The sequence below is a fragment of the Chryseobacterium sp. Chry.R1 genome (assembly GCF_039645525.1).
Classification (GTDB): domain Bacteria; phylum Bacteroidota; class Bacteroidia; order Flavobacteriales; family Weeksellaceae; genus Chryseobacterium; species Chryseobacterium proteolyticum.
In genome coordinates, this window is sequence record NZ_CP151793.1 from 4,813,654 (window position 1) to 4,836,547 (window position 22,894).

The following is a 22,894-nucleotide window of genomic DNA, read 5'->3' on the forward strand; positions in this document are numbered from 1 at the left end:
ACATGAAAGGAATTGAGCGTAAAAGTGACATTGCTATTGTTACTGCTGAACGCGCCACATTCTGGATCGTAAGTTTAGGAACCGTATGTTTTCTTATCGCTTTTATCCTCTTGTTTAATTTGCCACAGACTATTGCTGAGCCTATCAACCAACTGACCTTCAGCATCAAGCAGATCGCCAATAAAAATTATAATGAAAGGGTTCATTTTAAAGGAAGCGAAGAATTCAATGATCTGGCCAACTCTTTCAATATCATGGCAGAGAAATTACAGGAATACGAAAGCAGCACCTTTCCACACAGCTGATGGATAAAAAGCGGATCGAAACATTGGTTAATAATATGCATGACGCTGTCATCGGACTTGATGAAAATCATTACATCTACATGATCAATGATGAAGCTTTAAAAATCACCAACCTTCGTAAGGAAGAAATTATTGGCAAAACAGCTCATGAAGTTGCTGTAAACAATGACCTGATCAGGAGCTGCTTAAAAATATGGACCATCCTGTAAAAGATCCGATCAAAATTGTCTCTGATAATAAGGAGAACTATTTCGAACAGGAAATTGTTCCCATTAATATTGCCAAAACAGGCGAAAAGGAAAAAGATATATCGGAAAGGTAATCCTTCTCCGGAATATCACCCTTTCAAAGAGCTGGATTTTGCAAAACCAATTTTATAGCAACGATTTCCCATGAATTAAAACCCCGATTGCGGCTATAAAAATGGGGTTCAGCTTTTAGGGAATCAGAAATTCGGAGAACTTAATGATCAACAACAGGAATTATTGAAAAGCATCAACGATGACGGGCAAAGACTCCTGGATATTACAGGTGAGCTTTTAAATCTCTCGCAGGTGGAAACCGGAAATATTCGTCTGAATATTAAAAGCTGCTCACCGAAAGAAATTGTTACTACCGCTATTAAAAATGTTGAAAAACTAGCGGAACAAAAGAATATTTCTATCAGCACCGACTTTCTCACAAGTGAAGAAGATCTTGTTTCCGCAGATTTTGATAAAACCGTTTGGGTGATGAATAACTTCCTGAGTAACGCCATTAAACATTCTTTTCAGGACGAAAACATCCGGATACTGGTAGAGAAGTCTGAAGCAATGATCTTATTTAGCATCACAGACACAGGAAGCGGAATTGATGAAAAATACCACCGCCAGATTTTCGACCGCTACTTTCAGGTACCGGGAGAACATCAGAACGGAACCGGCCTAGGGCTGGCCATTTCGAAAAACTTTATCGAAAAACAACATGGTGAAATTGGAGTAAAAAGTGCACCCGACCAAGGAAGTACATTCTATTTTGGGTTGCCGGTGGCTTAGATTAAAATTCTAGAGTGAGATTTCATAAATTTGGATGCTAATTTATTAGCATCCAAATTTATTTTATATTATAATGAAAGAAATCCATTTTTATTCTAATAAGATTAAGAGTTTAATTATACTTATTATATCAGTTGGTTTCTGCTTATTATTTATTCAATCTTATGATAAACTAGAAAATCAGATTTTATATAAAGTCATCATACTTCATTTTGGTTTTCTGCTTTTCCTTTTCAGTTCAATATATTCAATATTGTTATTACTGCGAAGAAAGCCATTACTAAGTATTACTAATTCCGGGATAATAATTCATAATTTATTGAGAAAACCTGTTTCAGTAAAATTTGAAGAAATTTCAAAATTTTCCGTCTCCGATACAAGATACCGGGGACTTAAAACAACTGAATATATTCATATTGTTCTGAAGTATCCTGAAAATGCTTCACATAAAAAATTTCCAATATATTCTAATGCTCAAAATGTAATACAAAGTGATATCCTGAATATTAAAACAAGTAAATTATTAGAAATTTTAAATAAAAAATTGAGTTCCTTTCACTCACAAGAAAATTTTGATTAAAAATTACCCAATCAAATAAAAAAAAAATCATTTTCATATTATAAGTATATTAATTTATGGAACTGACTAATAATCTTATCTATGCTTCTCAACTGCCTGAGCCTTCTCTTAAAGACTTTGTAGAAAGTTTCTGGATGTTGGATAATCCGTCAGAAACAAAAGAAACTATTCTTTTACCTGACGGAAGGATAGATATTATATTGTCACAGTCCTCCACAATGCCTTTTCATATTGTTCTTTTAGGCATTGGAACACATCCTGAGGAAATTGTAATTGCTGAAAAATCCAAAACCTTTGCAATTAGTTTTAATTTACTGGCAACCGAATATATACTTCACGAAACTGTTTCTGATATTTTAGATTATTCTAAGAACCTGCCTGAGAATTTCTGGGGTTTCACTGTGGATGATATGAACGATTTTAATCAGTTCTGTAAAAAGCAACAGAGAAAATAGCATCTGAACTTTCTCTGCGGAAAATTGATGAGCGGAAACGGAAGCTGTTTGACCTTGTCTACTCTGCCAACGGAGATATTTCTGTGAAAGAACTTTCTGAAAAGGTGATATGGAGTGAACGGCAGATCAACCGTTATTTTAATCAGCAATACGGTATTTCCTTAAAGTCCTATTGTGGAATTCTCAGATTCAGAGCCTCTTTTACACATATTAAAGAAGGAAAACTTTTTCCCGAACAAAACTTTAGTGACCAGTCTCATTTTATAAAAGAGATTAAAAGGCTTTCCGGATTTCTCCCCAAAGAACTCAGCCAAAATAAAAACGACCGATTTATACAATTTTCTGTTCTTCCTGGGAAGTAATTTTGCGTCATAATTTAATAGATTATGATAGTACAAAATAAAAAAATAGCCATTATTGGTGGTGGTCCCGGCGGGCTTACTTTGGCAAATCTCCTGCAGATCAACAAAGCTGAAGTTCAAGTTTATGAGCGTGATGAGCATAAAGATGTCCGTGTACAGGGAGCAACTTTGGATCTGCATGAAGAATCAGGACTGGAAGCTTTAAAAGAGCCGGGTTAATGGATGCTTTTATCGCTCACTACCGTCCAGATGCGGGAAAATTAAAAATTTTAGACAAAGACCTTACAGTTTATCTCAATGAACATGACTCAGTGAATTCACATAGTGAAGACCGTCCTGAAATCGATAGGGCTCCATTAAGAAAAATTCTGTTGGAAGCACTTACTCCGGGAACCGTGGTTTGGGATAGTCAGTTTTTATCTATGGAAAAACAAGGTGATGGCTGGAGGCTTTATTTTAAAAACGGGAAATCGTATGATGCAGACATCGTTATTGCCGCTGACGGAGCCAACTCCAGAATACGACCTTATATTACAGATATTCAGCCTGTTTATTCAGGAATAACTATGGTTGAGGGAAATATTTACCACGCAGCTATTAATGCTCCAAAGCTCTGGAAGCTTGTAGAAGGGGTAAAATTTTTGCGTTGGATGAAGAAAAACATTATTGTTCAGCACCAAAGGAGATGGTACGCTCACTTTTTATACAGGATGTAAAGTCGATGAAAATTGGGTCAGGGAATCCGGAATCGATTTTAGTAACCGAGAGCAGATCTTCGAATGGTTCAGAAAAGAATTTGGAACATGGAATGAGACCTGGCAGGAATTGTTTATGAGTGAGGATTCATCATTTGTTGTACGTCCTCAGTACCACTACCCGCTTGATCAAAAATGGGAAACACTTCCTAACCTGACCACGCTGGGGGATGCTGCCCACAGGATGCCACCTTATGCCGGAGAGGGAGTAAATATGGCGATGCAGGATGCATATGAGCTTGCAGAATGCCTCACTAGCAACAAGTATGACACCGTTCAGGATGCTTTATCTCATTATGAAAACCAAATGCTAAAAAGAGCTTCAGAAATTACCCGGGTTACTTTGGATAATACGGTGCTGATGCATGAACCTAAAGCTATAGAAAAACTAATGAAGATGTTTAATGGGGATTAAAACAGCTCTGTGAAGGCCATAACAGAGAAATCATAGATTGTGTTTTATACTCATATTTATTTTTTGGAATTATATCCTAAACATTTATATTTGCGAAAAAGTGAAGTAATGAGATTTTATTCTTCACCCTTATAACACACAACAAAAATGAGAAAAACGATTTCCAATTTTTTAAATCTCCATAACGGAGAAGAAAATCCTGCTATTGTTCTTGAAAATGTGACCAATAATGTATCCTTCAGGGGGCTAATTTATGGATTCTGGCTTGTGCTATACTTATTGCGTCAGTAGGATTAAATGTAAACTCAACGGCTGTAATTATAGGAGCCATGTTGATTTCCCCACTTATGGGACCTATTGTAGGAGCAGGTTTTGCTTTGGCTACGTTTAATTTCAGTCTTTTAAAGAAATCCATGAAAAATCTGCTGATCGCCACGGTGGTCAGCTTAACAGTTTCAAGCTTATATTTTTATTTAAGTCCGTTCAAAGATATTCAGTCTGAACTGCTGGCTAGGACTTCGCCTAATATTTATGATGTCCTGATTGCTTTTTTCGGTGGAATTGTGGGAGCGATATCCATCACAAGAATTGAAAAAGGAAACCCCATTCCGGGAGTGGCCATCGCAACAGCGTTAATGCCTCCATTGTGTACTGCAGGATTCGGTATTGCAACGGCAAACTGGTCTTTTGTGGCAGGGGCATTCTACCTGTATACCATCAACTGTTTCTTTATTTGTATTTCTACCTTCCTGATTATAAAATCTCTCAAATATCAGGCTGTAGAAACCACCAATAAAGCGTTTGAAAAAAGAATACGTTATGGCATTTCGATCCTGATCATTATTATGATTGTTCCGAGTTGTTATTTGGCTTATAACCTTTTAAACCAAAAAAAATACAACCAGAATGTAGAGAACTTCATCAATGAAGAATTTTCAAAAAAAGGATATACTGTAATCTATAAAAAAGTGGATTATAATGCCAATCCCAAATCTATTGAGCTTGCTTTTTTATCTACAAAATTCGACAGTACGGAAATAAAGAAATTTAATACTTCATTAGAGGATTTTGGAATAAAAAACACCAATCTCGTTATTAAACAAAACACCAGCGATCTTAAAAAAGAGATCTTAAGCGAAATCAATCTTCAAAAAACCAATATTACAGAAAAGGATCTTCAGGTGAATGAATTAAAGAATGAACTGAACCTCTATAAAATGGATAATCCTGAACTGGTAAAAGAAGTAAAGATCCTCTTCCCGGAGGTTCAGGAGATGGCTATCGGAAAACTCCAAAATTATTTTACTACGGATTCAACAAGTCTGGAAACTGCTTTTATTTATCAGTCGGAAACCAAGATAGATGAAGAAAAATTAAAAACATGGTTAGTTAACCGACTTAAGACCAATAATATTATTGTATTCAACACCCGGAAAGATCCTGTAAAGAAAAAGAATTGAGACACACCAGCCTTGTCCGGTAGGAATAAAAGCAGATGAAATTTCATCTGCTTTTATTTTTCTCTGTAATTTGTGTAAATTCGGATTTGAATTTTAACTGATATCTGATGAAAATGCAAAGAAATAAATATCTTCTTCTCAATTATATATTTGTAGTCTGTCTGCTCATTTTGTTCCTGAATGATCATTTTTTTAAATATGAATTCGCAAACTTCTTTACAGGCAAACTCTCGGATGTTGTTGGAATTATCATCCTGCCTTTACTCCTGTCTTATATTTTTCCGAGACTTAAAATTCATTCCATATGGATTGGTGCTTTACTCTTTCTATTCTGGAAATCCGGTTATTCCGAAGGGGCGATCAATTGGTATAATCAATATGCATTGATTCCTGTAACAAGAGTTGTTGATTATTCTGATCTGCTGGCTTTGCTGTTCTTGCCCATCCCATATTTCATCATTCAAAGAGCTGACAACTTACACAGGATCAAAATACCATCTCTTCATCCAACTTTTATTTTAATTCCTTCATTGTTTGTTTTGATGGCTACTTCTCCCCGCCAAGCTTCAGCTATACCGTAAGCCGTGGTAATCTGCAATGTTCAAAATGCCATATTACAGTTAATTATTCACAGGAAGAAATTGTAGACAAACTTAAAAATAACAATATTATTTTCGACACCATCTTCCCAATGAGTGAAAGAATGTTGGAAAGATATCCGGTTTCCGTAAAAATGACATTCGCTTTTATAAAATCAAAAAGTTAGTTATTGACCGGGATACATTACGAGATCTTGATTTTGCCGTGCGAAGTATTAACAGTCATAGAACCAAATTTTATTTTAACGGGATGCAGGTCAGCGAAAATATTTCTACCCCTGAACTTATGAGGAAAGCCAGAAAATATTACCGGAAAATAGTATTCAGGGAATTGAAAACATCTTTAAAAAGTAAAAGTAACGGATGGAAATACAATTTTTTTCAACACCACAGGATTTTCGGGAATGGCTGGAAAAGAACCACGAAACAAAAACAGAACTGTTGGTAGGATTTTATAAAATAGGGACAAAGAAACCCTCTATGACCTGGTCGGAATCTGTAGACCAGGCTTTATGCTATGGCTGGATTGATGGAGTAAGAAAAAGTGTAGACGTCGAAAAATATACCATCCGCTTTACTCCCAGAAAACCGACAAGCATCTGGAGTGCGATCAATATAAAAAAGGTTGAAGATCTGACTCAAGCAGGATTAATGAAAACAGCGGGTCTCAAAGCATTTGCATTGAGAAAACAGGAAAAAACAGCAATATATTCCCATGAAAATGCTCTGGCCGAATTAAGTCCTGCCTTTGAAAAACAATTCAAATCGAATAAAAAAGCCTGGGATTTTTTTAGTAATCAAGCACCATCATATAAGAAAGTCATGCTGCACTGGATCATGTCTGCCAAACAGGAGAAAACCAGGATATCCAGATTGGAGAAAACAATCCGTGAAAGTGAACAACAAAAACGAGTTTTATAATTATGGAAAAAAATTTCACATTAACAGGTGGTGCAAGGATTGGTCTTGCCAATGCCACTTATCCATTTGCTGACCTGTATGTTGATGCAGATATACTAAAGATTAATGCTTCCCTGGTAGGCAATCTCGTTTTCCAACCTCAGGATATTATCTCTATAAAGCCGTACACTTCAATTCCTCTAATCGGACAGGGAATCAAAATTTATCATCGCGTTGAGAAGTACAATTCAAATGTTATTTTCTGGACCTTTAGAGATCCTGCAGGAATAATCAATGAAATAGAAAAAACCGGATTTTTAGCAGCTAAAGCAAATGCTGCACCTCCAAAGAATTATACAATTATTGAACAGCAAATGCAGGGTGGATTTCCTTTAAAACCTTTAGTCCCTATATTGCTGATTATTGCGTGGAATGCACTTTTCCTGTATGATTTTCTTCCCCATTCCGGAAATAAAAACCCCTTACAAACATTTCCCGGGCCGGGAGTATGCTCTGCTCTGGGACTGGTCTTTATCACAGCATTACTCTCATTAATATCAAACGGCTTCAGAAGATTGATCTTAAAAAAAGGAAGGAGTTTTGAAGATATTAAGAAATTTTCCATTTTTATTTTAGGTATTACAGGTTTTATGCTGATCGTTTTTCTGGCTATAGGAACCGTGAACTAATATACAGTATCTGAGAACCTATGAAACCAACCATTTTTGATAACGAACAATACCGGATTTACATTCCTTTCCGAAAATCCATAGACTTCGAAAGCAAGCTCTGCGAAGCTAATATTGAATACTGGACTGATTCTGAAATGCAAACTGCTTCCGGTGATATCAGATTTTACTTCAATAAAAAAGATGCTGCCAGAATTGAAAAAATATTAAAGGAAAATAAGATTCAGTCAGCTGATGATTTTAAAGTTCCTTCTGATTATCCTGCATATCAAAAGCTTTATTTTAGGGCTATTGTTCTTGCTATAGCACTTTTTGTGATTGGATTTATTATTTTAAAAGTTTATCAAATTTTATTTAAAGACCGCTGATCAAATATTTAATGATGAGAAATAAACTGATCTTTGCTAACATCTTTGTATTACTTCTTTTGTTTACCACATATATTTATGGTATTTGCGTTATTAATGATTCATTCGATTTTAATTTCATTGAACTGGTCAAAATAAGCCAAATACAATATCTGCTCTTTGCAGTGGTTTTTATTGCATTGGTGTCCTGGATGATCAGTACGTTACAAATTAAAAATTTAAACGCTGCCAATAAATTCTTATTGGTTTTTGTTATCATAAATAGTCTCCTGTTTTCATACCTGGCCTTTGAATCTGTAAGAGCTTTCATGATAAACCGGAAAGCAGTTGCCCAAGCTGAGAAAGAATGTATGATCCGTGCCGAAAAAGATATTAAAAATGATCATATCACATACAGATATGCGGGCGGACTCGCAGTTCCATTATACAATGAAAAAACCATACGCAGTATAGATAGTATCCGTGAAAAATACGGAATTTCATATCAGGATACAGGTTGTACAGTGGATCCTATATCAGTAAAAGGCGAAAAAAATATAAAGAAACAGTGCAACCCTACTTGGATAAAAGAAATGGAAAAGGCTGGGAAAAGAGAATGAAGAAAGAAGTGGAAAATATAAAGAAAACTCCATTAAAATAAATGAGAACTAAGAAAAATCAAAACTCCGGATTATTATCCGGAGTTTTAATTTTTTATCCTATCCAATTACCCAAACTGACCACCTCGGCCTGAATAGGAAATACTTTAGCAGTAAGTACCTGATGAACTTCAGAATCCCTGTCTGCACAACAATCTTCAATCACCGTCAATTCATAATCCTTATCTGCAGCTTCCCGTAAAGTAGATAATACTACTCCCGAAGTACTGATGCCGGTCAGTATAAGATGTCGGATCTCCTTTCCTCTTAATACAACTTCCAGATCACTTCCTGTAAATGCACTGAACCGTTTTTTTGTTACGATCACTTCATCTTTTTCAGGTAGGACTTCCTGGTGAATCTCCTGCCATTGTGCTGCAAATTCCGGAGTCCACATTTCTTTGTTTCCAAATCTGGAAAAAGTTTTGTTATGTTCACTGATCTCAGGAGCTCCGGGTCTGAAAGCAATCACGACGTAAATAACCGAGATCCCGTTTGACCTCGCATGAGAAATGGCTTTGGAAATATTGCTGACTAATGGCTTCGGATCGTCAATATTCTGTAAAATAGAATTTTGCATATCCATTACCAGCAAAGCGCTTTTGTTTGTTTCTTGCATTTTTTTTAATATTAAATTGTTTCACGAGTGAATTCCTCTTTTCCGGAGAGGATACTTTATTTTTTCAGGAATTGTAAATAACCTATAGAAACATATTGCTATCAGGATTGCGAGTATTCCTTGAATCAGGAGTGTATTACTACTTCCTATGCTCTGAAGCATATCCTGTGACTAAACTTCCCAACGGAAGCATTCCAAAAATAGCCGTTAATAAAATACTGATCGCCCTCCCTTTCATATGAGGTGCCGCTTCGGACTGCACGATAATATTACAGCTGGTCAGTTGCATCACACTTCCAAATCCTGTAAAGACCACAAACAGCATTGCCCAGTAAAAATTTGTTGACTGCGAAAACAGAATAAGCCCCAAACCAAGGGCTGCTGTACTCAGAATAAGATAGAACCTGAGTTTATCATTTCTTTTGAGTGAGGCCAGTAAAATGGTTCCTGAAACAGCTCCTAAGCCTATAAATCCTGAAATATATCCAAAAGTGGATGCACTTCCTTTAAAAGTAATTTTAGCAACCTCAGGAATTAAAGTATCGTAAGGTAAAACCAGTAAACCCATCAGGGAAAGCATAAGAATTACCAAGCCGATTCTGGACTCATTTTTGAGATAAACCCACCCTCTCTGAATTCTGAGAGTATTTTTTTATGGGTTGTTTTCTTTTCATACGCCGGCAACTTCATCATCGAAAAACAGACAATTACAATCATAAAACCAATTGCATTAAGTACAAAACAAAAACCGACATTCCAATGCTCTAATACAAAACCCGCAACTGCAGGACCTAATACCTTGCTGATACTTGACGTTGCGGAGCTGAGAGAAAGTGCACTTGGAACATCACTTTCCTCCATCACTACCTGGCTGATCATTGTTTGTCTTGCCGGAACATCAAAAGCATTGATTATTCCCAACACCACACTTAAAGCCAGAATTTGCCAGACAACAATATGATGGGTTAAAAATAAGACCGCCAGTAATGATGTTTGCAATACTGCCGCAATCTGTGTCCATCGTATGATCGTACTCCTGTTGAACCGGTCTGCTGCAACTCCGCCAGCAAAAGAAAAAAGGAATGAAGGAAATTGCTCAGCAAACACTGTAACTCCCAACATAAACGAAGAATGGGTAAGCGAATAGATGAGCCATACAATAGCTGTTCGCTGCATCCATGTTCCGAACTGTGATATGGAACGTCCTGCAAAATAATATTTGAAATTGTCACTTTTAAAAGCCCTGAATGTGCTTACACTGCTGATATTCATTATGTATAATATCTTATTTAAATTACTAATACAACTCTAATCTAACTATTTGACAAAAATCATCAAAACGTCAAATTTTAAATAAAAAAATCATGCTTTTATCTTCTCAACAATCATTTGAGCAAACATTTCTGCGCCATCTTCCCATTGATCCTTATAATTCTCACTAACTGATTCACGCCGGATCCCACGAATGCTGCTCAGTAAAACAAACAAGAGAACATCTAGAGCTCTGGAATCAGGTTCTTTAATTTCACCTGCTGTTACAGCATTGCGAATTACTTTTTTAGCAAAGCAGTCTCAGAACGCATCATCCTCTGATGAATTTCCCATATAATATCAGAATATTTAGAGCGTTCCTCGCTATCCATACGTGCTTCAATAGCTGTTATAAAGTTTCTGGTCTTTTTAAAACCCTTTACTTTAGCAAAACAAAAAGCCCGGATGCGCGATTCTAAAGTTTCTTCTTTATAAATCATCTTTTCCAGCTCATCCTTCACTTCATCTACTAAGGAAATCATAACTGCCTCAAAAGCTCATCCCTGTTTTTGAAATAATAATAAAGAGCACTTCTGGTCTTTCCCACAGCTTTAGCTACATCATCCATCGTCACCTTTTTAATGCCATACCTTTGATACAGATCCTGTGCGGTCTGTAAAATCTGGCTTTTTAAAATTTCTTCCTGGGAAAGTGGTTGACTCATCTGGTTAATTTTCTGTATAGAAATATTTGACAAATTTACAAATTTTGTCGAAATGAAAAATATTATTTTCTTTTTTTTACTACTTTTACTTGTAAGATGATAGTAATCAATACACGTAGATAGTTAGGTATATCCGTTATTATATTAACCAAAATAATTAAAATATAGTTTGATATGGAAAAATGAACTCCAATTACAGAAAATGAAATTAATGAGAAAATCAATAAAAGCCAATTTGAATTAATTGGTGAATTAAAGAATTTCTGGCAACTTATAAAAGTAGAGCCACACAAGTGGAATGAAAAAGAATATGGTAAAGAAGGAAATGGTTTTTGGGTAGTTGCCATATCAGGGAAAAAGTCATCTATTATAATGATATCGAAGAGGGATTCAATATTTCGAATTACAAAAAATATGGTGAAATTGAAGAGTACTTCTGTAATCAGGACGAATTAAAATATGCAGTAATGAGACTTTACGAACTTATTAAACCTAAGTGATATTTCGGAGCGGACAGGCAAGATAAATAAATTATTCTATGAGAATAAACCACTATACTTTCTGGATTTTTAAAGAAGAACTTTCTAATTTGCTAAGTTTTTTTCTTAGTAAAGAAATTAATTTAGCAACTTGCTTTGATAAGGAACAAATTAAATATGAACTTCACCAAACAGATGAAAATCAGAGTATTTGGTTTACATTAATTACAAACAATGATCTAAATATCAAAGCTACTATAGACTCGGATGATAAGAATATCATCCTCTTTCATATTGAATATAAAGACAATTTCATTACAAAAATCGACCAATTAAAAGAATATCTATCACTTTAAATTAATAAACACCTAAATCTCTATCTTTGTGAAAAATTATGATTCCTATCCATGATCTTTTATTTTTCGCTCTGGCAGCGCTTATTCTGGTCATAAGTCCCGGGCCTAACATGATCTATTTGATTTCAAGATCCATTACACAGGGAAAAAAGCCGGACTGATTTCTCTTGCCGGTGTGGTCTGTGGCTTTTTATTTCATATTGTCATGGTTTCTTTTGGACTTACCGCTGTATTATTTGCTGTTCCATATGCCTATATTATTTTAAAAACATTGGGAACAGTATATCTTTTATACCTTGCTTATCAGGCTATCAAACCCAACAGTAAGAACATCTTTGAAGTGGATCAGGACATGACCATAGACAGTCCCAGAAAACTCTTTACCGTTGGTTTTTTAACGAATGTTCTTAATCCAAAGGTTGCTGTTTTTTACCTTTCCTTTTTCCCACAGTTTATAAAGCCTCAATATGGCTCTATTTTTACACAAAGCATTGAACTTGGGATGATACAGGCCTTCACAAGTTTCACCATCAATTTCATCATTGTTCTGACCGCAGCAAAGTAGCTTCCTTTTTGCTAAAAATCCTATCTGGGTGCGAATACAAAAATGGTTTATGGCCAGTGTACTGGTTTTTTCGCCGTGAAAATGGCACTTTCAAAAGCTAAATAGATTCAGAATTCTAATAAAAAAATTAACCGTAATAATGGCAGCCTTAACAATAGTTTAAGGCTTTTCTTATTTAAAAAAATAGCGAAAAAGGGTAATTGAAATTGAATGGGGATTATTCCAACTTTGTTTAGAGATAAAACTAACCAAAACAAAGAGCCATGAAAAATTATTTATCAAAAACTTTAAGCCTATTCAGCGTCTTACTTTTCTAGGCAGCTGTACTCCGCTAAAAACCGCATTGAATAAAAAATTTCCGCCTGTTTCTACCATCGACCAGCAATATACCTCGGTTGAAAAAAACCTTTCTGAGCTTACTGATTTCAGCCCCCATATAGGAGTAAATATAGATAGGGATATCATTCTGCAATATTTACCTCCTGAGATCAAAAAAGCAGCGGAAGCGATAAATGATGAGAACATCCTGGTACAAAATGTAACTCCAAAACTATCCTTTGATAAACAGGGAATATTTGTAGAAGCTGATTTTTCAGTCAGGTTTCCTAAATATAGTATAGAAGCCACCGGGAATTTCAAAGGGGTTACTGCTGTTTCTACCAAATCAGATTCTTTATACCTGAGAAGTGCTTTAACTTCTTTAAAAATTGAAAGCATTAAATTTTTGAAACATCCCAAAATATCACAAAAGGTATTGGCAAAATTGCTTTCCCCATTCTTAAAAATTATATCGACAATGTAAACGGGCAAATTTTTAAAAAGCCAACAATTATTAATATTGGCTGGGGACAATCTTATCAGCTTAGCCTAAAGGAAATGTTTAAAAATCCGGACACTGAAATTATCGCTGACTCCATAAGAATATCACGGTTTGTAAAAAAATCATCGGTAAGAATACAATCCACAGGTATTTCGATAATGGCTGAATTAACAAAAGAAAAGCCTTTAATTAATGACTTAATAAGTATTTCTCAAAGCAAACCTAGAAATGAAGCTGAATTATCTAAACTGTTCAAATCATTTAGTGAAAGGTATGACAATTTATGGCTAAGCGTTTTTGAACCTATTGATGCAAAATCTTCAGTAACGGCTAATGTAAGTAAAGCAGAGATTTCATCGATTTTCAACGAAGCCTTTTCCACTCCTATTATTTTAAAACAGAATTTCATTATTCCTCAGACTTCATTCAATGAGAAGCTGGAAGTAAAAGAGGTGATATCAACTGCCAGAAAGTAAGGACCAATTTTAAATATCCAGATTTCAACGGCCCAAGCTGTAACTGGAGCTGCTCCAGATGGGATCCGATATGTCACAGTACAAGGGCTGCACGCAGAGTACGGAGAGGCGCAAAGAGTCATTTGGCAGACTGCCCGTGAAACGGCTCGTATTGCTCATCAGGTTGAAAATGAAGCCAAAGTAGCAGCCTGTAACGTCTGGCGGGAAACCCTGGATTTCTTAGCTTTGGGAAGATTTAAAGGAGAAATATCCGGTAACGGAAAAGCGTTTGTTCATTTTCAATCCCTCCGTTTTAATCCGGATCTTTCAGAAATGAGTACGCAATACTATGGTAATGTCGATGCTACTCTGCAGTCCAATCTTGAGTTAAAGCCTGTGGACCTTGGACATATTTTCTTTTGCTTTTCCGATTATGATAAAAGAGTATCAAGTGATATTGACATTAGTATACCAGAGTCCGTATCAAAAATATCTATCACCTCAGCACGTGAAGGAGAAAACCTTCTTTTACATATCAAGCCCGATGATATATTATATAATGCATCTATACAACCAAGTCCACTTCATAGTCTTCTTTGGATCCTAAATTTCAGATACAATGTCCTATCAGTGTTTTATTAACCTTAGGGCAAATAGGTATAGCTGCCGGAGAGTTTCTTAACTTGGTTAAATTAGCCCCTGAACAAAAACTACTGCTTCTTGGACAAACAAATGGAAGTTATAGCATCGACAGTTTTCAAATTCCATTCAAACCCATTGAGTTTAAAATCAATGGTATACAAAAAAATCGTCTGTATTCTGGAATAGTAAATCGATACAGTTTGCTTATTTAAAACTATTACCATATTAATAAAATCCCAATCCCAATAAAAAAAGCTGAACTTTGTTCAGCTTTTTTATACTTTTTCTGTTAGAATTCTGAATACTTCTCTTCAACAAAACTCCTTATAATAAGGGCCGTTTCAGGATATATGCCAAAATTTTCTTTTATATCTTTCAAACTGCTATTCGAAAACGTTTTGAAAAACACAGGCATTAAAATAAGAACCTATTTTTGAAGGATGGGACTCATCATCCCACATATTGAAATACGGATACTTTTTCTCAAATACATATTCCATAGCGGAGTGTTTTGTTTTGACAATCTGGGTTTCCTTTGCGATCAAAGAATATTGATTTTCAAGATATTTCTTTTGTTCATCTCTATTTTGAAATTCTTTAGAACAATATTTTTCACTTTGATCTTCACCTTTGTACTGTATAACATTTTGGGATAACAGTTCTTAAATGGATATTTCTGTTTATCCACCCAGGTCGAAAACAAATAAAACTTTGCTTTACCACTGATATCATATTTCTGAAGTGTTTTTATACTTGGCAAAATATTCTTTTCCACTTCTTCAGGAACATAATATCCTAAAGTTCCATGTTGTACGACTACATCATCCCAGGCATTTTCAGCAAATCTGATTTTCGCAACTCCAGCATTTATCTGATGTTGCAATTGTACCGGAAAAGTGACCTGGATAATCTTATAACTATGATCAGTCTCTTCATTCAGCATTTTTTCCAGCATTTTCGGCATATCGTAATAATATGTGAGACTGTTTCAATGAATAGTATTTTCTTTTCCTGCGAAAACACAAGCACTTCCAGTCCAAGAAAAATAGAGAAAGAAACTTTTTTGTAGACATTTTTAATGGGCTTCCAGCCAGTTGTTCCCTACTCCAACCTCAACCAATAAAGGAACCTGCGTTTCGATGGCACTTTCCATTTCGGTTTTGATAAGTTTTGTAGCAACTTCAATTTCTTCGATCGGTGATTCAAATACCAATTCGTCATGTACCTGCAGCAGCATTTTAGTTTGAAGATTTTGTTCATCCAGTTGCTTGTCAATTTTGATCATTGCCATTTTTACAACATCTGCCGCGCTTCCCTGAACAGGAGCATTGACGGCATTCCGCTCTGCATGGCCACGTACAACAAAGTTATTGGAGTTGATATCTTTTAAATGACGTTTTCTTCCTAAAATAGTTTCTACATATCCTAGCTCGCGCGCTTTTTTAACCTGCTCAGCCATATACTCTTTCAGTTTCGGATAGGTCTCAAAATAAGCTTCGATCATCTGTTTGGCTTCTGATCTGGATAGCCCTGTTTGTTCTGCTAGTGCGAAAGCGCCCTGACCGTAAATGATTCCGAAGTTAACTGTTTTAGCCTGCCCTCTTTGTGTTTTGGATACTTCTTCCAAAGGAATTTTAAAGAGTTTCGCAGCTGTAGAAGCGTGGATATCTTCACCGTCCTGGAACGCTTTGATCATATTATTTTCACCTGAAATCTCAGCAATCAGACGTAATTCGATCTGAGAATAATCGGCTGAGATGATTTTCTTTCCTTCTCCGGAAACAAATGCACCACGAATCTGTTGTCCTCTCAATGTTCTGATCGGAATATTCTGCAAATTCGGATTTACACTTGCCAGACGTCCGGTTGCAGCAGTTGTCTGCGAGAAATTGGTATGTACACGCTCATCTTTATCAATCTGGGATGGTAAGGCATCTACATATGTTGATTTCAGTTTCTGATAGGTTCTGTATTCCAGGATATGCTGAATGATCTCATGCTTTGAAGAAAGTTTTTGAAGAACATCTTCTGAAGTAGCATATTGCCCTGTTTTAGTTTTTTTAGCTTTCGGATCAAGCTGCATCTTTTCAAATAATATTTCTCCTAATTGCTTAGGAGAGTTCATATTGAATTCTCCCCTGAAAACTCGAAAATCTTAGATTCAAGCTGTTTCAGATCGTTTTCAAGGTCAATACTTTCCTGAGCCAACCATTTTTCATCAAGAGAAATCCCCGCCAGTTCCATTTTTGCAAGAACGACCATTAATGGCATTTCTATTTTAAAAAACAGGTCTTCAAGGTTTTCTTTTTTCAATTGCGGAGCAAAAAGCTCATATAATTGGAACGTTACATCTGCGTCTTCCGCAGCATAGTCCGTTTGTGTCCTTAAATCTGCGTCTCTGAAAGTTCCTGCTTCTTACCTTTTTTACCAATAATGGTTTCTATGGAAACAGGTTTATAATTTAAATATACTTCTGAAAGGTAATCCATTCCGTGTCTTCGTCCGGATTCAGAAGATAATGAGCAATCATAGTATCGAACATTGCACCTTTTACAGTAATGCCGTATTGCTTTAATATCTTGTAATCGAATTTCAGATTATGGGCTACCTTAAGAAGATCTTCCTTTTCAAAAAAAGGTCTGAAAATTTCTAATGTTTGCAGCACTTCTCCTTGATCTTCTGACAAAGGTATGTAATAAGCCAATCCTTTCTTATACGAGAAACTCATTCCTACCAACTCAGCTTCCAACTCATTTAAAGAAGTTGTTTCGGTATCAAAACATACTACCCTTTGCTGTAATAAATTGTTAACAAGGATTTTTTGGGCTTTAGGATTATCTATAAACTGGTATAAATGTTCGTTGTGTTCTATTGTTGATTTTGTAGAAGTCGCCTGATCCAATTCCTCATAAGTAGCAAACAGATCAAGCTGTGTAACCTGACCCTTTACCTGAGTTCCGGCAGGAGTCTGTGTAACCTCAACCTCACTTACCACAACAGTTTCTGTAGGAGCAAAAGCACGGTAAAGATTTTCATATAATCTCCTGAATTCGATCTCGTCAAAAACCTGTTTTACTTTTTCAAAATCGGGAGTTTCAAGATCGTATTGTTCCTGATGGAATTCGATAGGAGCATCACAGATAATGGTGGCTAATTTTTTGGATAAAATTCCTCTTTCTGCCGACGCTTCTACTTTTTCTTTCAATTTCCCTTTTAACTGATGGGTATTGGCTAAAAGATTTTCGATACTTCCGTATTCTTTCAGGAATTTCATCGCAGTTTTTCTCCTACTCCTTCTAATCCCGAATATTATCTACGGCATCCCCCATCATCGCCAGGAAGTCAATGACCTGTTTCGGATCATCGATTTCATATTTAGCTTTTACTTCTTCTACACCAAGAATTTCTATATCTCCTCCCTTTAAACCTGGTTTATAGATCTTGATTTTATCGGTAACCAATTGGGCAAAGTCTTTGTCCGGTGTTACCATAAAAGTAGTATATCCTTCTTTTTCTGCTTTGCAGGCAATGGTACCGATTACGTCATCCGCTTCATATCCTTCAACCCCTAAGTAAGGAATATGCATTGCCTCCAAAATCCTGTGAATGTACGGAACGGCAATCTTGATCGCCTCAGGGTTTCACTTCTGTTCGCCTTATAATCTGCAAAATCATCTGTTCTTACACTGGCTTGTCCTACATCAAACACCACTGCCAAATGCGTAGGTCTTTCTCTTCTGATCAATTCGATCAGAGAGTTTGTAAAACCAAAAATAGCCGAAGTATCAATTCCCGTACTCGTTAACCTTGGATTTCTGATCAATGCGTAATATCCTCTGAAAATCATCGCATAAGCATCGATGAGAAATAACCTTTTATCTTGAGTTGCGTCCATATTTTCTATAATGAACAAATATAAGAAAATAGGAATATTTATGTTCTACAATTAAAGATGAGATTTTTAATTTTAAAGTTCCATCAAATAAAAGAAGACCTTTTCAGGTCTTCTTTATTTTTTACTATAATTAAGATGCGGATTATCAGGTTTAAATTCATAATTAAACAATTCTTCTTTGGAAAGGCTTAACAATTCCCGTAAATAATCCGGCAAAAATTCTCCGAATTTATCCTGGTAAGAAGTTGTTTCCTGAAATGTCCCATCAATAAGTTCAATAGATTTCAGATACTCATTATTAAAAACGATGCTTGCATTTACAATATTTCCATCTTCATCATATTCTTTTGAAACACCATACATTACATTGCCTTTGTTTTCATTAGCCTGCTCCAGATTTCCGTCAGAATCATAGATGTATTCGATCCCATTTTTGTAGCCATTCTTATATTGGGCTTCAGATTCTATAGCATCTTTGAATTTTACATATATTTCTCTAAAGGGTTCTTTACATTCTTTATCTAAAAAATATACAGCAAATCCGTTACTATCATTTTTAGTATACAAACGATCATCAGTATCTTCTAATCTCAGCTCTGCATTTTTGTCAATCATATAAGTTTATTATTTATGTCCATGAGTGTTTATTCCATCTGTCAGGAAACCACAATGAGGGCATCTTACCTTAGGAGGAGGTGTTCCATTATTATTTTTAATTGCATTATTCTGTAAATCCCTATTGTGAAGATCCATTTCCCGGATTGAATTTTCATCTACCGGAAGACCGGCTTCCCTTCTTGCTTTTAAAGCCTGATCGTAAGCTCTTATTTCAGAGTGAGCTGCTAATCGGTTGTCTGCAGTTTCAGGAAGTTTTATTTCACCACTTTTAATTTTGGCTTCGTACTCTGCTACTTTTTGTTTGATAAGAGGATCTGCACCACCCAATTCAGGAGGATCACTCAACCATTTTTCATAAGCATTCTTGCCTGTTACGTTATTTTTAAAGTTTTGTCCAAAAAAGGTTTTACCTGTTGCAGGATCATATACGCCTGATAAACATGGTCCCCTTTCTTTAGCACTTTGAGTTTCTACAATTTCTTTAGCCTTCGCCTCTGTATCAGCAATTAATTTATCACTAGGTTTTTGGGGTGTACTTTCATAAGCATCACCTTTTTTATTTTCTCCGGAATTGTTTTGCCCTTCATCACCTTGTCCTTTATTTCCGTTAGGTCCATCTTCCTCTGCCGCTTGCTGTTTCTCGTCTTTTGGTGGTTCTTCGTCCTTTGGCTGACCTTCATCTTTTGGTTTTCCTTCTTCTTTATTAGCGGTATTTCCGTCATTATCAGAAGGAGTATTTCCATCCTTATCACCACCGCTGTTTGATTCTTTTAGTGGCGGAGCAGGTTCTTTCACTTTAATATTAAGCAAATATAGGAAAGAAGATAATCGGACGGATGGGCCTGTCCGGTAAAAATACGTTTTCCCACCTATTTCAGGAATTCCTCCATTGACTAAAGCAGCTCCGGCATCACCGGCATCCTGAACATTTCCATAAGCGTGCTCATTAGCCAGCGCATTTAATCCGAACAATGCACGACTGCCTCCCAAATTCCGGTAAAACTTCCGGCAACGTTTGAGAGGACACTGGAAAAAGTTGGCGCTGCTACGGCTAGTGATCCGCCTGCCAGTCCCGAGACCAGAAATCCTCCAGCCCCTACCGCCGCACCACCAAGGCACAGCCTGCAAGCTGAGTAACATAATTAAAGCTACCCAAAGCTAAAGCATGGGTCCAGCTTTTGATTTCAGGAGCAAATTTCACCACTCCACCTATAGAACAGGTCATGGTACGGTCTCCTGTAATACCTGGAGTTCCTGTAAGTATTAGATTACTCTTACTTCCATCCCATGTTCTTGCCGTGGCATTTTTTTGCCCACACTTCAATGCTCCGTCTACGGCTGCAATAACTCCTCCTGCAACCCCAGCAGCTGCATATGGCCATCATTCCGATAAGACCTATAGCAGCAACTCCTCCCGTGCCAACGATCAATGCAACTACTACCACTACAGCCACAGCAGTTAAAAGTGCGGCCCAAAGCATATTTTTTGTACAGCCGAAATCTATCCAGCTGCTTGTAGCGGTATCCGCTACAGTGATGTAGACTTCTCCGGAGCTTTTTTTATTGCTTTTTCTGGTTCCCTGTAGTTGTGCAGGCATTGCGCCGCTGGAGCACATCCAGAAGTCTTTTCTGTAATAATCTTATTTCCCATATCTGGTTTTTAGGATTTATATTTTATATGGGGTTGTATATTTTAAATTAAAAAATAAGGCAGTTCCTTACATTTCCCAGAAACACTCTTTTATTAAGAAATTTCATTTTATTATCTTCTATTTTATAAACCAGGCCAAAAGAATACCCTGAACCTTCATCAACATTATATACCTGAGAAACAATAGCATCAAAACTACCGTCTTTAAGAGTAATCTTATTACTGTAGATTAAAACCACCGTCTCTTCATCAATGCTTTCTATTTCTTCTTCTGCCATTTCAATAGCTTCATCCAAAGAGTCCGCAATCATCTTTTTAATATTTTTTTCGCCAAAATAAATAAATGGAGAAAACCGCACGCCATTCTGAATATTTTCAATCGCAATCTCTTCTCCTTTTTCTACTTCAGCTTGTAAGTCTTTTTCTAAATCTTCAAATTCCATGAATCTTCATTTCTCTTGGTAAGCTTTGTTTTTTAATATACTTCTAGTATGGATTACATACTATGGATATTAATATCTTTATTAACACTTTTTGCAGCATCAAAGGCTTTATAGAAGACATTAAAAAGATCTTCACCATCATTGGTATAAAAATAATTGGACAGATCGGTTATTCTTTCGGCAATATTATCTCCCCAAGGTGGTTGTTTCGACAGATCCTCAATATCCCACACTACCATAGATGGTGAATATTCTTCCAATTCTTTTTGGATCGTTTTTAATTCATTAATTGCTTCATCTACCTTATCTGCGGGTAAAGTTTTATAATACAATTCATTCATTAGCAATGGAAATCTACTGCCCCATTTATTATTTTCCAGATTATAAGCAATTGTAGAAAAAAAGAATGTAAAAAATCACCCGTGCCTATCTTATAAAATATAGGTCCTACCTTTAATCCTGTCATTATTTATTTTTTATAAATATATTAATTATTGAATAAAAATTACCTCCAGATTCGGACAACTCTTTTGAATACTAGATTCTAACTGAACTAATGCCTCAGGAGACATATTTTGACCTCTAACATCAATTACTGCTGTCTGTCTTGTTCCTGGTGGAAGATTTTGTAATCTGTCTGTATATTGTCTGTTAAGCTCATTCGTTAAATTTCTTCGACCCGTATTAGATGTGACATCATAATTTTTCACCTCAACACTATGTCCTGTATTATATAAATCAGGCCTTGTACTTCCTTCCGTTCCATACGGCACTTCTTTGCCATCAATGAAACTTTTTTGAGTATCATAACCAGGATACATTTGTTCCGCATCAATTTCACTTTTTCTCCAGCTTGGTCGATTTGTATTATTTGGGTTATTAGGATTAGGTTCGGTTGGTTCTGCAACCTGGGCATTAGGATCCTTAACGAATTTATGAGTTTGAGAATCTTTTAATCTTCCATTGCTATCTCTATAGGTACCAGGCGGATCACCAGGCTGACTACTTTCATAAGAATTTGCTTCCCCGCCTTCATTGGGTTTGTTGTTGTTTCTCCTTGTCCTTTGCTTCCATTAGCTCCTTCTTCTTCAGGCGTTTTGTTTCCTTCTTCTTTAGAAGTATTATTTCCATCTTTATCGCCTCCACTATTTTGCTCTTTAATGGGTGGTGCAGGTTCCTTCACTTTTATATTTAATAAATATAAAAACAGAAGATAGTCAGAAGGATGAGCCTGTCCTGTAAAAATACGCTGTCCCATACCAATTTCCGGAATTCCTCCATTGACTAAAACAGCTCCGGCGTCCCCGGCATCCTGAACATTTCCATAAGCGTATCGTTAGCCAGCGCATTCAATCCGAACAATGCACGGCTGCCTCCCAAATTCCGGTAAAACTTCCGGCAACGTTTGAGAGAACACTGGAAAAGGTTGGCGCTGCTACGGCTAGTGATCCGCCTGCCAATCCTGATGCAAGAAATCCTCCAGCTCCTACCGCCGCACCACCAAAGGCACAGCCTGCAAGCTGAGTAACATAATTAAAGCTACCCAAAGCTAAAGCATGGGTCCAGCTTTTGATTTCAGGGGCAAATTTTACCACTCCACCTATAGAACAGGTCATGGTACGGTCTCCTGTAATACCTGGAGTGCCTGTAAGAAGAAGATTATTTTTACTGGCATCCCATGTTCTTGCCGTCGCATTTTTTTGCCACACTTCAATGCTCCGTCTACGGCTGCAATAACTCCTCCTGCAACCCCAGCAGCTGCGCCTATAGCCATCATTCCGATAAGACCTATGGCAACAACTCCTCCCGTGCCAAC

Annotated in this window: 32 protein-coding genes and 4 pseudogenes; 20 read left to right on the forward strand and 16 right to left on the reverse strand. The window is 36.4% G+C overall.

Features of this window, described 5'->3' with window-relative positions:
* Positions 1 to 2: 2 nt before the first annotated feature.
* From AAEU33_RS21390 to AAEU33_RS21460, 15 genes and pseudogenes are all read left to right on the forward strand, one after another.
* Positions 3 to 305, forward strand: coding sequence for a HAMP domain-containing protein (locus AAEU33_RS21390; RefSeq protein WP_345990239.1), 303 nt, complete (start codon positions 3 to 5; stop codon positions 303 to 305).
* Positions 305 to 514 carry a PAS domain-containing protein gene (locus AAEU33_RS21395; protein WP_345990241.1) on the forward strand — a complete coding sequence of 70 codons (210 nt, stop codon included), beginning with the start codon at positions 305 to 307 and terminating at the stop codon, positions 512 to 514. The genes AAEU33_RS21390 and AAEU33_RS21395 overlap by 1 nt, the downstream gene beginning before the upstream one ends.
* Positions 499 to 627, forward strand: a complete 129-nt coding sequence (locus tag AAEU33_RS21400) for a hypothetical protein (RefSeq protein WP_345990242.1) — start codon at positions 499 to 501, stop codon at positions 625 to 627. Before AAEU33_RS21395 ends, AAEU33_RS21400 begins: the two co-directional genes overlap by 16 nt.
* 163 nt (positions 628 to 790) lie before the next feature.
* On the forward strand, positions 791 to 1,339 hold the full coding sequence (locus tag AAEU33_RS21405; RefSeq protein WP_345990244.1) for a HAMP domain-containing sensor histidine kinase: 549 nt from the start codon (positions 791 to 793) through the stop codon (positions 1,337 to 1,339).
* Positions 1,340 to 1,975: 636 nt separating this feature from the next.
* Positions 1,976 to 2,374, forward strand: coding sequence for a DUF6597 domain-containing transcriptional factor (locus AAEU33_RS21410; RefSeq protein WP_345990246.1), 399 nt, complete (start codon positions 1,976 to 1,978; stop codon positions 2,372 to 2,374).
* Between the two features lie 83 nt (positions 2,375 to 2,457).
* A complete protein-coding gene (locus AAEU33_RS21415; protein WP_345990248.1) occupies positions 2,458 to 2,736 on the forward strand; it encodes a hypothetical protein in 279 nt (92 codons plus the stop codon).
* A 24-nt stretch (positions 2,737 to 2,760) separates the two neighbouring features.
* A complete protein-coding gene (locus tag AAEU33_RS21420) occupies positions 2,761 to 2,955 on the forward strand; it encodes an NAD(P)-binding protein (protein ID WP_345990249.1) in 195 nt (64 codons plus the stop codon).
* Entirely contained in the window at positions 2,955 to 3,452 is a 498-nt protein-coding gene (locus AAEU33_RS21425) for a hypothetical protein (protein ID WP_345990251.1), read from the forward strand. The genes AAEU33_RS21420 and AAEU33_RS21425 overlap by 1 nt, the downstream gene beginning before the upstream one ends.
* Complete coding sequence (locus AAEU33_RS21430) at positions 3,403 to 3,906, forward strand: FAD-dependent monooxygenase (RefSeq protein WP_345990253.1); 504 nt, start codon at positions 3,403 to 3,405, stop codon at positions 3,904 to 3,906. The genes AAEU33_RS21425 and AAEU33_RS21430 overlap by 50 nt, the downstream gene beginning before the upstream one ends.
* A gap of 147 nt (positions 3,907 to 4,053) precedes the next feature.
* Positions 4,054 to 5,366: pseudogene (locus tag AAEU33_RS21435) on the forward strand (DUF389 domain-containing protein).
* A 107-nt stretch (positions 5,367 to 5,473) separates the two neighbouring features.
* Positions 5,474 to 5,947 carry a hypothetical protein gene (locus AAEU33_RS21440; RefSeq protein ID WP_345990255.1) on the forward strand — a complete coding sequence of 158 codons (474 nt, stop codon included), beginning with the start codon at positions 5,474 to 5,476 and terminating at the stop codon, positions 5,945 to 5,947.
* 381 nt (positions 5,948 to 6,328) lie between these two features.
* The gene (locus AAEU33_RS21445; protein WP_345990257.1) at positions 6,329 to 6,886 is read left to right on the forward strand and encodes a YdeI/OmpD-associated family protein; all 558 of its coding nucleotides are present in this window, start codon (positions 6,329 to 6,331) and stop codon (positions 6,884 to 6,886) included.
* Positions 6,887 to 6,888: 2 nt separating this feature from the next.
* Positions 6,889 to 7,554, forward strand: a complete 666-nt coding sequence (locus tag AAEU33_RS21450; RefSeq protein ID WP_345990259.1) for a hypothetical protein — start codon at positions 6,889 to 6,891, stop codon at positions 7,552 to 7,554.
* 20 nt (positions 7,555 to 7,574) lie between these two features.
* Positions 7,575 to 7,922, forward strand: a complete 348-nt coding sequence (locus AAEU33_RS21455) for a hypothetical protein (protein ID WP_172284130.1) — start codon at positions 7,575 to 7,577, stop codon at positions 7,920 to 7,922.
* A gap of 11 nt (positions 7,923 to 7,933) precedes the next feature.
* On the forward strand, positions 7,934 to 8,521 hold the full coding sequence (locus AAEU33_RS21460; protein WP_345990261.1) for a hypothetical protein: 588 nt from the start codon (positions 7,934 to 7,936) through the stop codon (positions 8,519 to 8,521).
* A gap of 94 nt (positions 8,522 to 8,615) precedes the next feature.
* Here the strand turns inward: AAEU33_RS21460 and AAEU33_RS21465 are convergent, their stop codons facing one another.
* The 5 genes from AAEU33_RS21465 to AAEU33_RS21485 all read right to left on the reverse strand — a co-directional run bounded on the left by AAEU33_RS21465 (position 8,616) and on the right by AAEU33_RS21485 (position 11,154).
* A complete protein-coding gene (locus tag AAEU33_RS21465; RefSeq protein WP_345990263.1) occupies positions 8,616 to 9,179 on the reverse strand; it encodes an isochorismatase family cysteine hydrolase in 564 nt (187 codons plus the stop codon).
* Between the two features lie 139 nt (positions 9,180 to 9,318).
* The gene (locus AAEU33_RS21470) at positions 9,319 to 9,759 is read right to left on the reverse strand and encodes an MFS transporter (protein WP_345990266.1); all 441 of its coding nucleotides are present in this window, start codon (positions 9,757 to 9,759) and stop codon (positions 9,319 to 9,321) included.
* Between the two features lie 5 nt (positions 9,760 to 9,764).
* The gene (locus tag AAEU33_RS21475) at positions 9,765 to 10,451 is read right to left on the reverse strand and encodes an MFS transporter (RefSeq protein WP_345990268.1); all 687 of its coding nucleotides are present in this window, start codon (positions 10,449 to 10,451) and stop codon (positions 9,765 to 9,767) included.
* Positions 10,452 to 10,729: 278 nt separating this feature from the next.
* Entirely contained in the window at positions 10,730 to 10,972 is a 243-nt protein-coding gene (locus AAEU33_RS21480) for a hypothetical protein (protein WP_345990270.1), read from the reverse strand.
* The gene (locus tag AAEU33_RS21485; protein ID WP_345990272.1) at positions 10,969 to 11,154 is read right to left on the reverse strand and encodes a helix-turn-helix domain-containing protein; all 186 of its coding nucleotides are present in this window, start codon (positions 11,152 to 11,154) and stop codon (positions 10,969 to 10,971) included. Before AAEU33_RS21485 ends, AAEU33_RS21480 begins: the two co-directional genes overlap by 4 nt.
* 538 nt (positions 11,155 to 11,692) lie before the next feature.
* Between AAEU33_RS21485 and AAEU33_RS21490 the strand changes: the two genes are divergently transcribed.
* The 5 genes and pseudogenes from AAEU33_RS21490 (at position 11,693) to AAEU33_RS21510 (ending at position 14,471) form a co-directional block, all read left to right on the forward strand.
* Positions 11,693 to 11,989: a hypothetical protein gene (locus AAEU33_RS21490; RefSeq protein WP_345990275.1), complete on the forward strand. Its 297-nt coding sequence runs from the start codon at positions 11,693 to 11,695 to the stop codon at positions 11,987 to 11,989.
* A 38-nt stretch (positions 11,990 to 12,027) separates the two neighbouring features.
* A pseudogene (locus AAEU33_RS21495) lies at positions 12,028 to 12,659 on the forward strand (LysE family translocator).
* 238 nt (positions 12,660 to 12,897) lie between these two features.
* The gene (locus AAEU33_RS21500) at positions 12,898 to 13,356 is read left to right on the forward strand and encodes a hypothetical protein (RefSeq protein WP_345990277.1); all 459 of its coding nucleotides are present in this window, start codon (positions 12,898 to 12,900) and stop codon (positions 13,354 to 13,356) included.
* 74 nt (positions 13,357 to 13,430) lie between these two features.
* On the forward strand, positions 13,431 to 13,850 hold the full coding sequence (locus AAEU33_RS21505) for a hypothetical protein (RefSeq protein ID WP_345990279.1): 420 nt from the start codon (positions 13,431 to 13,433) through the stop codon (positions 13,848 to 13,850).
* A 225-nt stretch (positions 13,851 to 14,075) separates the two neighbouring features.
* Positions 14,076 to 14,471 (forward strand): hypothetical protein, encoded by a 396-nt coding sequence (locus tag AAEU33_RS21510; protein WP_345990281.1) that lies wholly within the window; start codon positions 14,076 to 14,078, stop codon positions 14,469 to 14,471.
* Between the two features lie 541 nt (positions 14,472 to 15,012).
* On the opposite strand, the gene AAEU33_RS21515 is transcribed toward AAEU33_RS21510, so the two are convergent.
* The 11 genes and pseudogenes from AAEU33_RS21515 to AAEU33_RS21565 all read right to left on the reverse strand — a co-directional run bounded on the left by AAEU33_RS21515 (position 15,013) and on the right by AAEU33_RS21565 (position 22,787).
* Positions 15,013 to 15,435 (reverse strand): hypothetical protein, encoded by a 423-nt coding sequence (locus AAEU33_RS21515; RefSeq protein WP_345990283.1) that lies wholly within the window; start codon positions 15,433 to 15,435, stop codon positions 15,013 to 15,015.
* A gap of 111 nt (positions 15,436 to 15,546) precedes the next feature.
* Positions 15,547 to 18,366, reverse strand: a pseudogene (gene polA, locus AAEU33_RS21520) (DNA polymerase I).
* A 114-nt stretch (positions 18,367 to 18,480) separates the two neighbouring features.
* Positions 18,481 to 18,981 carry a hypothetical protein gene (locus AAEU33_RS21525; RefSeq protein WP_345990285.1) on the reverse strand — a complete coding sequence of 167 codons (501 nt, stop codon included), beginning with the start codon at positions 18,979 to 18,981 and terminating at the stop codon, positions 18,481 to 18,483.
* A 9-nt stretch (positions 18,982 to 18,990) separates the two neighbouring features.
* Positions 18,991 to 19,974: a hypothetical protein gene (locus tag AAEU33_RS21530; protein ID WP_345990287.1), complete on the reverse strand. Its 984-nt coding sequence runs from the start codon at positions 19,972 to 19,974 to the stop codon at positions 18,991 to 18,993.
* A gap of 106 nt (positions 19,975 to 20,080) precedes the next feature.
* Positions 20,081 to 20,209, reverse strand: coding sequence for a hypothetical protein (locus AAEU33_RS21535; protein ID WP_345990290.1), 129 nt, complete (start codon positions 20,207 to 20,209; stop codon positions 20,081 to 20,083).
* Between the two features lie 49 nt (positions 20,210 to 20,258).
* Positions 20,259 to 20,600: a hypothetical protein gene (locus tag AAEU33_RS21540; RefSeq protein WP_345990292.1), complete on the reverse strand. Its 342-nt coding sequence runs from the start codon at positions 20,598 to 20,600 to the stop codon at positions 20,259 to 20,261.
* Positions 20,601 to 20,682: 82 nt separating this feature from the next.
* The gene (locus tag AAEU33_RS21545; protein WP_306614297.1) at positions 20,683 to 21,078 is read right to left on the reverse strand and encodes a hypothetical protein; all 396 of its coding nucleotides are present in this window, start codon (positions 21,076 to 21,078) and stop codon (positions 20,683 to 20,685) included.
* A 53-nt stretch (positions 21,079 to 21,131) separates the two neighbouring features.
* A pseudogene (locus AAEU33_RS21550) lies at positions 21,132 to 21,482 on the reverse strand (Imm70 family immunity protein); the annotation flags it as partial.
* Positions 21,483 to 21,569: 87 nt separating this feature from the next.
* Positions 21,570 to 21,899 (reverse strand): hypothetical protein, encoded by a 330-nt coding sequence (locus AAEU33_RS21555; protein ID WP_345990295.1) that lies wholly within the window; start codon positions 21,897 to 21,899, stop codon positions 21,570 to 21,572.
* 131 nt (positions 21,900 to 22,030) lie between these two features.
* Positions 22,031 to 22,336 carry a hypothetical protein gene (locus AAEU33_RS21560; protein WP_345990297.1) on the reverse strand — a complete coding sequence of 102 codons (306 nt, stop codon included), beginning with the start codon at positions 22,334 to 22,336 and terminating at the stop codon, positions 22,031 to 22,033.
* Between the two features lie 91 nt (positions 22,337 to 22,427).
* The gene (locus AAEU33_RS21565; RefSeq protein WP_345990299.1) at positions 22,428 to 22,787 is read right to left on the reverse strand and encodes a hypothetical protein; all 360 of its coding nucleotides are present in this window, start codon (positions 22,785 to 22,787) and stop codon (positions 22,428 to 22,430) included.
* Positions 22,788 to 22,894: the final 107 nt, after the last annotated feature.

Coding starts and splice junctions, on each gene's coding strand:
- AAEU33_RS21390 (WP_345990239.1), top strand. CDS start 3: ATGAAAGGAATTGAGCGTAAAAGTGACATTGCTATTGTTACTGCTGAA.
- AAEU33_RS21395 (WP_345990241.1), top strand. CDS start 305: ATGGATAAAAAGCGGATCGAAACATTGGTTAATAATATGCATGACGCT.
- AAEU33_RS21400 (WP_345990242.1), top strand. CDS start 499: ATGGACCATCCTGTAAAAGATCCGATCAAAATTGTCTCTGATAATAAG.
- AAEU33_RS21410 (WP_345990246.1), top strand. CDS start 1,976: ATGGAACTGACTAATAATCTTATCTATGCTTCTCAACTGCCTGAGCCT.
- AAEU33_RS21420 (WP_345990249.1), top strand. CDS start 2,761: ATGATAGTACAAAATAAAAAAATAGCCATTATTGGTGGTGGTCCCGGC.
- AAEU33_RS21425 (WP_345990251.1), top strand. CDS start 2,955: ATGGATGCTTTTATCGCTCACTACCGTCCAGATGCGGGAAAATTAAAA.
- AAEU33_RS21440 (WP_345990255.1), top strand. CDS start 5,474: ATGAAAATGCAAAGAAATAAATATCTTCTTCTCAATTATATATTTGTA.
- AAEU33_RS21445 (WP_345990257.1), top strand. CDS start 6,329: ATGGAAATACAATTTTTTTCAACACCACAGGATTTTCGGGAATGGCTG.
- AAEU33_RS21450 (WP_345990259.1), top strand. CDS start 6,889: ATGGAAAAAAATTTCACATTAACAGGTGGTGCAAGGATTGGTCTTGCC.
- AAEU33_RS21455 (WP_172284130.1), top strand. CDS start 7,575: ATGAAACCAACCATTTTTGATAACGAACAATACCGGATTTACATTCCT.
- AAEU33_RS21460 (WP_345990261.1), top strand. CDS start 7,934: ATGATGAGAAATAAACTGATCTTTGCTAACATCTTTGTATTACTTCTT.
- AAEU33_RS21465 (WP_345990263.1), bottom strand. CDS start 9,179: ATGCAAGAAACAAACAAAAGCGCTTTGCTGGTAATGGATATGCAAAAT.
- AAEU33_RS21470 (WP_345990266.1), bottom strand. CDS start 9,759: ATGCTTTCCCTGATGGGTTTACTGGTTTTACCTTACGATACTTTAATT.
- AAEU33_RS21475 (WP_345990268.1), bottom strand. CDS start 10,451: ATGAATATCAGCAGTGTAAGCACATTCAGGGCTTTTAAAAGTGACAAT.
- AAEU33_RS21480 (WP_345990270.1), bottom strand. CDS start 10,972: ATGATTTCCTTAGTAGATGAAGTGAAGGATGAGCTGGAAAAGATGATT.
- AAEU33_RS21485 (WP_345990272.1), bottom strand. CDS start 11,154: ATGAGTCAACCACTTTCCCAGGAAGAAATTTTAAAAAGCCAGATTTTA.
- AAEU33_RS21490 (WP_345990275.1), top strand. CDS start 11,693: ATGAGAATAAACCACTATACTTTCTGGATTTTTAAAGAAGAACTTTCT.
- AAEU33_RS21505 (WP_345990279.1), top strand. CDS start 13,431: ATGTTTAAAAATCCGGACACTGAAATTATCGCTGACTCCATAAGAATA.
- AAEU33_RS21515 (WP_345990283.1), bottom strand. CDS start 15,435: ATGCCGAAAATGCTGGAAAAAATGCTGAATGAAGAGACTGATCATAGT.
- AAEU33_RS21525 (WP_345990285.1), bottom strand. CDS start 18,981: ATGATTGACAAAAATGCAGAGCTGAGATTAGAAGATACTGATGATCGT.
- AAEU33_RS21535 (WP_345990290.1), bottom strand. CDS start 20,209: ATGACCTGTTCTATAGGTGGAGTGGTGAAATTTGCTCCTGAAATCAAA.
- AAEU33_RS21540 (WP_345990292.1), bottom strand. CDS start 20,600: ATGTGCTCCAGCGGCGCAATGCCTGCACAACTACAGGGAACCAGAAAA.
- AAEU33_RS21545 (WP_306614297.1), bottom strand. CDS start 21,078: ATGGAATTTGAAGATTTAGAAAAAGACTTACAAGCTGAAGTAGAAAAA.
- AAEU33_RS21555 (WP_345990295.1), bottom strand. CDS start 21,899: ATGTATCCTGGTTATGATACTCAAAAAAGTTTCATTGATGGCAAAGAA.
- AAEU33_RS21560 (WP_345990297.1), bottom strand. CDS start 22,336: ATGGGACAGCGTATTTTTACAGGACAGGCTCATCCTTCTGACTATCTT.